The organism is Dehalococcoidia bacterium (genome assembly GCA_035574915.1).
GTDB lineage: Bacteria > Chloroflexota > Dehalococcoidia > DSTF01 > WHTK01 > DATLYJ01.
Genome location: DATLYJ010000160.1, coordinates 1 through 10,583 on the forward strand (window position 1 = coordinate 1; position 10,583 = coordinate 10,583).

Sequence of the window (10,583 nt, forward strand, 5' to 3'; positions counted from 1 at the left end):
CCAAGTGATCCCGACGAACCGCTCACCCCCGAGCTTGCTCCCGAGGAACCGGACGTGACGCCCGACGAGCCGCTCGGGCCGAAACTTTCACCCGACGAACCCGACAGGCCCGACGACCCGCTGACGCCCGAGCTGGCCCCGGAAGAACCGGAACCTTCTCCCGACGAGCCGCTAAGGCCGGTGCTTCCCCCGGACGAGCCGCTCAGCCCCGAGGCTTCCCCCGAGGAGCCGCTGAAGCCGGAACTCTCGCCGGAAGACCCGCTGAACCCCGAGCTTTCGCCCGACGAGCCGCTTTCCCCGGACGAGCCGCTGAAGCCCGAGCTTTCGCCGGATGACCCGCTCGACGACTCCAGGCAGCAGCCGAGTGCGTACACCGGCACGTTGTCCACCGTCATGCCGACGAAGCGCATCAGGTAGCGGCCAATGTGCGGGAACTCGCAGGTGGAGTAGCCGTAGAGCGGCACGCCGCCTTTCAGCCCCAGGAACCGGGCCAGCACCCGGGGCACGGACGTGTGGAACGCCGCCGGCCCCGAACCCGAGCCGGGGCAGCCGAGCGCGTAGACCGGCACGCCGCCTTTCGGCCCCACGAACCGCGCCAGGTATCGCTGCGGCAGGATCATTGGTTGATGTCCAGCACTTTGCACGTGAACAGCGTTTGCCAGGTCTTCGTGTCCACGTCGTAGCGCTGCACCTCGCCGGGATAGTAGCCGTCGGAGTCGGGCACGTTACTGGTGATGAGCACGTGGGCCTGGTAGTCGGCGTCATCCAGGCGCACCACGGCCCAGCGCTCGGTAGCGCCGGTCGTCTCGATCCACAGCACCCGCGCTGAGCCGTGCGGCTGGTTCCGCAGTTTCTGCGTGTCCCCGTCGATGATCTCCGCACAGCCATAGAGCTGGTCGGGATCGACTTGCAGGCGCACCGGCACCACGCCGGCGATTACCGCCAGGCCGATCTTGCCGGCCGCGATCGGCTCCAGCAGGACCCCGAACTTCCCGTTGTGGACGTTCTTGACGGGAACAATGCTCTGGAACGTCACCTGCCGCTTGAACTCGTCAAGGTTGTCGGCCGGGAGGATGATCGGCTCGGTCAGGCCCAGCACGGCGAACCGCCCCCGGTCCGCCCCCGAGGCGTTCTTCACCTTGACGATGCCGCTCTGCCGGAAGAACTGCGACGCTTCCGTCCCGAACTGCTTGTGCTCGCGCGCGGCGCGGGCGGCGTCGAGGAAGGCGTTGAACGCCTCGGCGGTGATCTCCAGCCGCTGGCCGGGCTGGACCTTCTTGAAGGCGTCGCCGGCCATCAGGTGCCGATCCCCAAGAGTGAGAAATCCCCATACGGGTAGACCTGCTCCACGTAGACCGCCGCCGGCTGCTTGACCAGCACGTCCTCGTCCTCGGCGTCCTGGTAGCGGACCCAGAGGTACTCCCAGCCCTTCTTGTCGATCCCAGTGATGTCGCCGATGGTCAGCCCGACGGCGTTCGGGCTGGCGGCGAAGCTGAAGGTGATCTCCCAGTCCTCCTGGCCGCGCTGCGAGCCGGAGGCGCCTTGAAAAAGCACCTCGCCGGGCGCAAAGCCCTTGAACGGCGCGGCGTTGACCTTGCCGGTGAGGTAGAAGAGGGCCGCCTTGTAGGCGGGCGTGACCAGCGCGACGGGGATGTAGTGCGTCTCCTTGAAGTTGTAGACCGGGATGGTGATGTCGGTCCCCTCGACCGAGTCGTTGTTGACGCCGATCGCGCCCTTGAAGTCGGGCGGGTCCTCGCCGGGCGGGGCGTAGCTGGCGACCGTCTGCAGGCTCTGCGTGATGTGGGTCGTGCCGCCGCCGGTGTCGAACGAGAACGACGACTCGCCGGGCTGCTTCGGCTCCAGCTTGCCGTAGCGGACCGAGACCTCCCACAGGCCGCTTCCCTGGTGCGAGATGTGGTAATTCTGGAACACCAGGCCCGCGTAGATGGCGGGGATCGTGGCCTCAACGAGGGTGCGCACGGCCGCGTCGTCTTCCGTGCCATCGACGACGTACAGTAGCTCCACGGACGGGTTCTCGACCCCGACCGTGGTCTCGCGGCTGTCGTACTTCTCGATGATCACCGCCATCGATCATTCCTCACGCGAAGACCAATCCGCCGTTCTGGGCCTCCCGCACGAGCTGCCCGGTGTTGCGCGCGACCTGTTCGCTGGCCCGTGCGGTGCGCTCGGCTAGGCTGTCGGAGCCGAGGCCCGCCACGGCGAAGGCGCTGAACGTCCCCTTCACGTCGGTCTTGGCCTCGGCCTCGTCCAGGCCCTCCAGGTCGAACTCAGGCCGCCGCTGCTGCTCGCGGTCCATTGCCTCCAGCGCCCGCTCCAGCTCCATCTGCTCACGCTGCGCGGCCAGCTCCGCGGCGCGCTCCTCCAGGGCGCGCTGGGCCGCAGCCACGCGCTCCTGGTCGGCGGCGTTGGCGGCTTCGATCTCCCGCTGCCGCTCGCGTCGCTCTTCCTCCTGCATCTGGTTCAGGGCCTCCTCGCGCTGCCGCCCCGCTTCCCGCGCCTGATCGACGCGCCGGGCGCGCTCCCGCACGCGGCGGTCGAGGCGCTCGCGGGCCTCGCGATTCTGCTGCTCGACCTCGCGGTTGATGGCCTCAACCTCGCGCCGGGCGGTGGACGGGCTGAACAGGTTCCGCACTCGCGCCCAGGCCCGGCGGAAGAAGCCGACGAACTCGTTGAAGGCGATTTGCAGGCCCGTGCAGAAGGTGTCCCAGCCGTCGGCCAAGGCGTTGACCACCGTCCAGAAGGCGACCTCGATCCCGGTCCAGGCGGTGTTGAAGGCGCGGGCGACGGCGTAGACGGCGCTCCAGAACAGCTCGACGAAGAACGACTTGAAGCGCCGCCACGCCGCACTGATGGCGGCGATGCCCGCCTCCCACACGACCTGGATGCCGAGCCAGGCGACCTCCATCGCCCCGGCCAGATCGCCGGCGGCAATGGCATCCTGAATCCCCTGCCAGGCTGTGCCTGCCGCGCCCAGGAGCTGGTCGAACCCTTGCCCCAGCGCCTCCAGGGCCATGTTCCCCTCGTCGGTGGCGAAGAGGACGGCGGCGGCGATGCCGCCCACGGCCGCGACCACCAGGCCGATCGGAGACAGAAGAAGACCAATGGCCACGGCCAGCAGCTTGACAGCGACAACGGCGGCAGAGATGGCGAAAGTCACCACGCTGATGGCCGAAGCGACGACGTAGATGATGCCGCCGAGGGCCATCAGCGCCGCGCCGATCCCGATGACCGCGGCGATGACGGCGGCGATGATCGTGACCGTCTCGCGGTTCTCGTCGATCCAGCGCGCGACGTTGGCAGCGACCCGCGTGATCCACTCGGCGACCTGCTTGAGCGTGGGCGCCAGCGCGGCGCCGACCATGAATACGACCTGCTTGAGCGCCCGCCACAGTTGCGACATGGCGTCGCCGAACTCCTCGGCCGCCTGGGCGTCCTCGGTGCTCATGGTCAGGCCCAGGCCGTTCGCCTCGCGGCGCAGCTCCTGGATGCCTTGCGCCCCCGTCGAGAGCAGCGGCAGCAGATTGGCCCCCGAGCGGCCGAAGATCTCCATCGCCAGCGTGGCGCGGTTGGCCGGGTTCTGGATGCGCGACAGGCGGTCGGCGATCAGCTCGAACTGCTGGTCGGGCGACAGGCCGGTCAGGTCGGCGATGGTCAGCCCCAGCCTCGACAGGTTCCGCCGGCCCTGCGCCGACCCGCGGGCGGCCTCGATGATGCTCCGGCTCATCGTGCGGAGGCCCTTCTCCAGGTCCTCCGCGCCGGAGCCCGACTGCTCGGCGGCGTAGCGCAGCTCAGACAGTGCCTCCACCGCCACGCCCGTCCGCTGCGACATGTCGAGCATGTCGCTGCCCATGTCCGCGAACAGCTTGGCCGCGCCCAGGAAGGGGAGCGCGAGCGTGGTCCCCAGGCCCACGATCCCCGCCCCCACCGACATGATGCTCGCGCCGAACGCCTTTAGCCTCGCGGCCGCGGCGTTGAGCCCCTTGACGAGCCGGCTGTCCTTGACGAACAACTCGACGTAGGCGGCACCGGCGCGAATCCCCGAAGCGGCGGCCATCCTCACCTCCTGTCCACGAACACCTGCTTGAGCACCTCAATCGACGCCTTGCGCACCGGCAGCTCCCGCCGGCGCTGGTAGGGGTTGAAGTCCGCCGGCTTGTAGGGCGTGGGCTTTTTCCGGTGGTCGCGGTGGACGTTGGCCGTCAGCGCCAGCAGGGCGGAGGTGTGCGCCCAGCGCTCGCGGCTCCGGGCCTCGGCCATCAGGCAGAGTTCCCGGAGGGTGAAGGGCCCGGGGTCGATTCCGAGGACTCCGGCGCAATGCCAAATGAGCGTAACAACCTGTTCGCTTCGCGGTCGGCGTCGAACGTCTCCAGGACCTTCTCGGCCTGGCCCAGCAGCCGGTCCCGGACCTTCCGACTCTCGGCCACGATCTTCCGCAGGCTGCTCCGCGCCCTCGCTTCGGGGAAAAAATCGATCAGCTCCTCCAGGAAGGCGTCGGTCGCCAGGGTGATGGCGTCGCCCGCCAGCGCCCGGCCGAAGTCCTCGTCGCTGACCTTCTTGGCGTCCGCCTCGTCCTTGCAGAGGCAGTACAGCACGTCCGCGAGCATCACCGGGTCGCCGACCAGGGCGCCCAGCGGCTTGAAGCCGTCGTCCACCAGCTTGTACAGGTCGACATTGAGCAGGCCCCGGACGCGCTTGATCGCCGCCACGTTGATGGCGATGGTCCAGGTCCGCCCCGCGTTGTCGTTGAAGGTCCGCATCGATTGCTCCCGGCGATTCACTTGGCCACACGGATCGGGATCGGAACCGGCTGCCATTCGTCGTCGAGGTCGCCAGGCCAGGGCCGGAGGGGGATCGGGACCGGCGTCCAGACCTCCTCGGCATCAGCCGCCTTGGGCCGGGTCCGCTGGGCAACTTCCGCTGAGCAGCCCCACATCGACACCTTGCGGCCCATACCGCTGGTGCAGCAGACCACCGAGACGAGTTCGTTGGTGTCGCTGCGGAAGATGCCGCCGCCGGAGTCGCCCGACGACACGCTCAGGTTCATCCGCAGCTGGCCCTGGCCGTTCTCGCGCTCGACAACGGTGCCGTCTTCGCGGTTGCCCGGCCTGTCCACGCCATAGCCCATGTGCCAGATCGCCGTGCCCGGCTCGGGGTTCTTGGCGGCAATTAGGGCGTAGGGCAGGTCCGCGACCTCCTCTTCGGTCACGCACCAGGCCACATCCGGGGTCTTGTGATGGGCGACCACCCGCAGGCCCAGCGACCGGCCGTCCTTGAGCGTGAGCGTGCCGCGCTGCCCCACGTCCGACACGCAGTGGGCGGCGGTCAGCACGTCCCAGCGGCCGTCGGGCCGACGCGGGCCGATCACCGTGGCCGTGCAGCCGGCGTTGCCGAAGCGAATGCGGCCCAGGGCGCCCGCCGGGTCGAGCTTGCCGCCGCCCGGCGGCTTGGGGTCGGGCTTCGGCGGTGCCGGTGGGGTGGGCGGGACTGGTTGACACTGCTCGATCTCCACCGTGACGCGCGCCTCGTCCACCTGCAGGCTGTCGCCCACGGTCCGAATGGCCAGCAGCTCGACCTCGTAGTTGCCGGGGTGGGCGGCGAACTCCAGGACGCCCCGCGGCGTGGTCGCGCGCTCGACGCCCTTCGAGGGATGAACGCGCCACAGGAGCGCGGCCTTGGCGTCCACGCCCTCGGCGCGGAGGCGGACCAGGGAGTGCGGCTTGTACTTCGTCTCGCCCGTGATGCGGAGCGTGTCCGCCCGCGCCGCGGCGGGAGCGAAAACCAGAACCAGGGAAACCAAAAGCATCGAACGCATGGTGCCTCCTCGGAGGTGGATCAGGGAACGACCATCCAGACGGGCGGGTTGACAGAGTAGGTCGGCTTGACAGTGACGCTCACGGTGACCGCCTCCTCCAGCGGCTCGTTGCGGCTGAAGTTGGTGACCATGCAGGTGGCGCGAAGCCCTTGCGAGCCGGCCGTGGCGATGTCGCCGTCCATCACCGCGAACTCGACGGCCCCGCGGTTGAGGAAGGCGTCGCGGATCGCGCCGAAGTCGTCGTCCGTGGTGTCCCAGACCATCTCGAACTCGATGGAGCCGTCCTTGAGCGTGGCGACGGTGGCCCGCCAGCCGGCGTTGCCGCGGGTGGTCACGTCGGCCTCGCCCGCCTCCAGGTTCAGGGTCACGTCCTTGACGTTCTTGACCTCGTTCCAGACCGGGACGGCGAACGTGCCCGTGTTGCGGTAGAGCTTGGCGTCGAGGCCGAGTTTGACTGCCATGAGCGTGTCTCCTTAGCGAACCGAGTCGCGCCACAGGGCCGGCAGCTTCGGCTTTTCCGCTTCCAATGCCGGCTGCATGAACGGCCGGGGCCGGTAGCGCACGTGCCGCGCCTTGCCGCCCTCCTTGAGCACTGCATCTCCGCCGTGCTCCAACAGCCGCGGCGCCTGGGACCCTTCCTTGGTCAGCGTCGGGCCGATGACCACGCTTCGGCGCTGCGGGTCGTAGGCGAACAGGATGAACTTCCGCAAGAGGCCTACGTGCGAGTAGGGCGGCGAGCCGGTCGGGCTGGTGCCCTTGCGCTTGCGGATCGAGGTCCTGGCCCGCTGCCGCACGAAGGCGCCGAACTTTGACAGCACCCTCCGGGTGCCGGCGTCTACCGACCGCTTGACCTTCTCACGGTCGAAGAAGCTGCCCTTGGCGGCCTGGAACGTCATGCCTATCACGGTTCACCTCCAGGCGCGGAAGGTCAGCGTGAGGACGCTGGTGAACTGCCGCAGCTCGTCCAGGTGCTCCAGCGCGTAGACCGGCTCGTGCTTGACCTCGACGCAGCGGGCGTTGGGGTAGCCGGCCAAAGGCTGCGTGCGGAAGTGGTCGGCGATCTCCTCGACCAGCGTCATCAGCGCGTCGAGCGCCGCCTGGCTCATGTCGGTCTTCTTCTGAACCGCAACGTCGATCAGGTAATCGAAGCTGTCGCGGTTGCGGTCGAGCGACTTTGAGGCGAGCGACCGGGGTACGACGCTGACCTTCAGCTCGGTCATCTCCGACAGTTCAAACCGAGGCTGGTAATGCCGCTCGGCTGTGAGTGGTTGGCTGAACGGGGTCGCGTTCAGCTGGGCGACCACGGCGTCGGCGATGTCGAGGATCACGGCCATCTACTCGATCCCCACCTGCTTCGTGTGAATCCGCAGCACCTTGCGAAACACATCCGACCAGCGCCAGGGCGGTTCCTTGCCCGGGGCCATCACCTCGTAGACGAAGGTCTTGGCTCCCTGCGTCTCGCGGATCAGGTCACCGCGTTCCGGCAGTGTCGGCGTGCTGCCCAGGACCAAGTCCGCCGCCTGGATGAGGAAGTCGCGGTCGGTCCACTCCATCCGCACGCCGCCGTAGCCGTCGTCGAGCTTCAGCAGTGTCCGCCCGACCGTGGCCTGCACCGCGACCTGTAGCGCGCCGCGGCGGTAGACGACCTGCCGCGAGGCGTGCGTCTTGAGCTGGTCGGCCAGCCAGTCGGAGCCGGTCTGCAAGAGGTCGGGCATGGCGGCCTCACTGGTCCATGCGGACGCGCACGGTCGTGTCGTTGTCGCCGGCGGCTCGCACCGACTTGCCGATCTGCTTGTTGCCGACCGCCGTGGCCGTGGCGACGTTGGCCGCGTCGTCCCAGTAGACCGTCGTGCCAGCGGCCAGCGCCGTGCCCACGCCAGTCGCCTTGGCGAAGTCGAACACGCCCTCGACGGCCAGCGCCCCGAGCTTGTTGGCCTTGATGTCGAGCTTGGCGACGCCCACCAGGTCGCCCTGCACGACCACGTCGCCGGCGGCCACGTCGGCGGCCGGCGTGTAGTCGATGGACGCCCCCTCGTGGACGAAGATTGCCTGAGCCATGAGTCCGTCTCCTCCCTCTGGTGGTTGGTGCGTTACGCCCCGGCGCTCTTGACCGCGGCCCGGAAGTCCTGCATCGCCACGCCAAAGTCGAAGTAGCCGCGCCACTTCATCCCGAGCGTGTCGAAGTCCGTCTCGCCCGACTCGACCGTCGGCGTCCGCATGCCGCGCAGGTACGCGATCTCGATGGCCGCCACGTCGGCCGGGTTGGCGAACAGATACCAGGCGGTCGCGCTGCCGCCGGCGATCCCCTGCGAATTGAGGTACGGCGAGGCCAGCGGCTCCCACTTGCCGGCGTGCGGGTTGTTGGCCGGCTTGGGCTTGTCGGCGGTGGTCGTCTCGTTGACCCGCGTCTCGGTCATCAGCTGCTGGGCGGTGACCTTCAGCGAGGTCGGCACGAGCAGGATGGCCGGCGAGATCAGAATCGGCTTGCCGTCCTTGTCGGTCTGATCCAAGAACAGCTGCTCGGCGGTCGTCAGCGAGCTGATCTGCAGCGCCGAGCTGGCCCCGGAGAAGAAGTTCTTGTTGGCCGCGCTGAAGAAGCCGCCGGGGTTGGACAGCAGCAGCGTGAACACGGCCGACTCGACCGCCAGGGCCGACTGCCGGCCCAGGATGCGCGGGATTTGCAGGAACGCCCCGAGGTCGTCGTTGATGATCATCTGCCGGGTCAGGGCGATGATCTTGCCGTAGGTATCGACCTGGTTCGTGTACGACTCCTCGGTGAGCTGAGCGTGCTTCAGCTCGCCGTCGGGGCCGACCTTCTCGAAGGTGCCCTGCCCGGTCATGCGGTAGCGCGTGACCTGCTTGAAGTCGTTCACGTCCGCCTGGGCGCAGATGCGGACGGCGACGCTCTCAACGGCGCTGTAGGCCTCCAAGAGCGCCTTGTTGGCGACGTTGGAGAGGATGCCCGACAGGCTGATAGTCGAGAAGCCGCCGGCGGCCGCGCGAAGGGCGCGGTCGGCCTCGAAGGCGGTGCGGATGGTGTCGTCGGTCATGCGGCCGGGCCGGGCGTGGCCGCCGGCCGCGTGGATAACGTGGTAGAACAGCTCGTGCAGGCCCATGCCCCGCAGGTCGCGGGACTGCGCCGCCTCGACGGTCTGCGGGCCGTACCAGGCCATGACCTTGGCCTCGGGCATCCGCACCGACAGGCACAGCGCCGCTTCGATGGCCGTCGCCGTGGGAGGCTTGCCGTTGGCCGTGTGGATGGCCGGGCCTTGCGGCCGGGAGGCCCGCAGCACTTCCAGCTCGGCCCGGGTCGCGTCCCAGCCTTCCTCGATTGCCTTGGCCTCGATCTCGGGGTGCTTGCCGCCGCAGACCTTGCGGATCGCCGCGATCCGCTTGACCTCCGCCGCCGCCTCGGCGCGGATGGCGGTCGCGGGGTTCGGCGGGTCCTCGGGCGTGTTCTTCGTGCCAGCCTGGGCGTCGAATGCGGCCCGGAGGCTCTTGGTCTGCTGCTCGGTGAGCGTGTCGATGGCGAAGCCATGCGCCTCGAGCCACTGCGAGAAGTCCATGTCGGTCGCCTCCCCAGGTTGGTCTGCCGTCGCCGCGATCTGGGCCGAGGTGTTCTCGTCCGCGCCCAGCACGACGAAGCTGATCTCGCCCAGCGTCGCCCGCCGGGCGATGTTCACCGGGCCGGCGAACTCCCGGCCGTTGGCCTGCGCCGTCTTGCCCTCGGGCACGAACTCCACCTGCTCGGCACGCGCCCCGATGGACGCCTGCCAGGCGAAGCCCCGGTCGTTGAGGGCAATGACCTGCCGGGCCTTGGGTGAGTCGCCCATGACCTGGCCGGCGACGAGGAGCTGGTTGTTCATGACCGCGACGGAGTCGGTCTGCCCCATCACGAAGTCCACGTCGCGGGTGTGGTCGAGCAGGATCGGCCGGCGCTGGCGGCCGGCGTCGAGGCCGGCCAGGTCCACCACGACCGGGTAGCGCCAGCCGGCGAGCTGCATGGCCCCGCCGGTGTAGGCGGTCATCGTGAAGCGCCGCAGCTTTTGCGCGTCACCCTCGCCCGCGGTCGCCTCCAACTCGACGGACGAGGCGAGCAAGTTCAGCGTGCGGGCCTCAGGCGGCTTGCTCTTCGAGTTCCGCTTCGTCGTCATCGGTCGGCTCCTCTTCCCCGTCCGGCCCCTGTTCGTCGTCCGGCTGCTCTTCGTCCGCCGGCGTCGGCTGCGCAGCCGGCGTCGTCAGCCCCAACTCCTGCATCAGCGCCAGCTCCTTGGCCCGCTGGCGGAGGGCCTCCTCCCAGTCCCGGCCCTGCTTGGCGTACTCGTGGGCCAAGGTGGTCGTGTGGTTGCCCAGTCGGGTTGCCTGGGCCGAGGCTTCCTTGGTCGGATCGACGTGCTCGTGCCCGTCCCAAAACCACTGGTGCGGCCAGTCGGCGATCAGCCCCAGGCCGGCGGGTAGGAGGTCGGGGATCAGAGCCGCCTCGTCGAACCAGGCGGCGAGAACACGGTCCAGCACGACGCACTCCAGGTGCGCCTGCTCGACGCGGATCGCCTTGAAGTAGGTCTGGTGGTCCAGCCGGCCGGAGGCGTAGTTGTAGCCCGACGAGTTTCCCGCCGCGACGTTGAACGGCATGTTCAGGCAGCGGGCGATCTCGTTGAGGATCTCCTTCTTGAACTCGGCGTAGGTGGTTGCCGGCTGCTCGGCCTGCAGCTGGCTCATCTTCCAGCCGCCCGGCATGGTCACCAGCGCC

The 10,583-nt window shown here is 68.9% G+C and carries 14 protein-coding genes; 1 reads left to right on the top strand and 13 read right to left on the bottom strand.

Going from position 1 to position 10,583, the window contains the following annotated elements; all coding sequences use genetic code 11:
- Positions 1 to 417 (top strand): hypothetical protein (locus VNN10_14400; protein ID HXH23212.1); only part of this gene is annotated, 417 nt, incomplete at its 5' end.
- A 199-nt stretch (positions 418 to 616) separates the two neighbouring features.
- On the opposite strand, the gene VNN10_14405 is transcribed toward VNN10_14400, so the two are convergent.
- The 13 genes from VNN10_14405 to VNN10_14465 all read right to left on the bottom strand — a co-directional run.
- A complete protein-coding gene (locus tag VNN10_14405) occupies positions 617 to 1,297 on the bottom strand; it encodes a hypothetical protein (GenBank protein ID HXH23213.1) in 681 nt (226 codons plus the stop codon).
- Positions 1,297 to 2,088 carry a hypothetical protein gene (locus VNN10_14410; GenBank protein HXH23214.1) on the bottom strand — a complete coding sequence of 264 codons (792 nt, stop codon included), beginning with the start codon at positions 2,086 to 2,088 and terminating at the stop codon, positions 1,297 to 1,299. Before VNN10_14410 ends, VNN10_14405 begins: the two co-directional genes overlap by 1 nt.
- A gap of 10 nt (positions 2,089 to 2,098) precedes the next feature.
- Positions 2,099 to 4,075, bottom strand: a complete 1,977-nt coding sequence (locus VNN10_14415) for a phage tail tape measure protein (protein ID HXH23215.1) — start codon at positions 4,073 to 4,075, stop codon at positions 2,099 to 2,101.
- A gap of 2 nt (positions 4,076 to 4,077) precedes the next feature.
- Positions 4,078 to 4,278: a hypothetical protein gene (locus tag VNN10_14420; protein HXH23216.1), complete on the bottom strand. Its 201-nt coding sequence runs from the start codon at positions 4,276 to 4,278 to the stop codon at positions 4,078 to 4,080.
- Positions 4,278 to 4,778: a hypothetical protein gene (locus VNN10_14425; protein HXH23217.1), complete on the bottom strand. Its 501-nt coding sequence runs from the start codon at positions 4,776 to 4,778 to the stop codon at positions 4,278 to 4,280. The genes VNN10_14420 and VNN10_14425 overlap by 1 nt, the downstream gene beginning before the upstream one ends.
- A 17-nt stretch (positions 4,779 to 4,795) precedes the next feature.
- Positions 4,796 to 5,833 (bottom strand): trypsin-like peptidase domain-containing protein, encoded by a 1,038-nt coding sequence (locus tag VNN10_14430; protein HXH23218.1) that lies wholly within the window; start codon positions 5,831 to 5,833, stop codon positions 4,796 to 4,798.
- 20 nt (positions 5,834 to 5,853) lie between these two features.
- Complete coding sequence (locus tag VNN10_14435) at positions 5,854 to 6,294, bottom strand: phage tail tube protein (protein ID HXH23219.1); 441 nt, start codon at positions 6,292 to 6,294, stop codon at positions 5,854 to 5,856.
- Between the two features lie 12 nt (positions 6,295 to 6,306).
- Positions 6,307 to 6,738, bottom strand: coding sequence for a hypothetical protein (locus tag VNN10_14440; protein ID HXH23220.1), 432 nt, complete (start codon positions 6,736 to 6,738; stop codon positions 6,307 to 6,309).
- A 3-nt stretch (positions 6,739 to 6,741) separates the two neighbouring features.
- Positions 6,742 to 7,167: a hypothetical protein gene (locus VNN10_14445; protein ID HXH23221.1), complete on the bottom strand. Its 426-nt coding sequence runs from the start codon at positions 7,165 to 7,167 to the stop codon at positions 6,742 to 6,744.
- Positions 7,168 to 7,548 (bottom strand): hypothetical protein, encoded by a 381-nt coding sequence (locus VNN10_14450; protein ID HXH23222.1) that lies wholly within the window; start codon positions 7,546 to 7,548, stop codon positions 7,168 to 7,170. It abuts the gene before it with no gap.
- Between the two features lie 7 nt (positions 7,549 to 7,555).
- Positions 7,556 to 7,891 (bottom strand): DUF2190 family protein, encoded by a 336-nt coding sequence (locus VNN10_14455; GenBank protein ID HXH23223.1) that lies wholly within the window; start codon positions 7,889 to 7,891, stop codon positions 7,556 to 7,558.
- A gap of 32 nt (positions 7,892 to 7,923) precedes the next feature.
- Positions 7,924 to 9,987, bottom strand: a complete 2,064-nt coding sequence (locus tag VNN10_14460) for a hypothetical protein (GenBank protein ID HXH23224.1) — start codon at positions 9,985 to 9,987, stop codon at positions 7,924 to 7,926.
- Positions 9,950 to 10,583 (bottom strand): phage portal protein (locus tag VNN10_14465; protein HXH23225.1); only part of this gene is annotated, 634 nt, incomplete at its 5' end. The genes VNN10_14460 and VNN10_14465, both read right to left, overlap by 38 nt.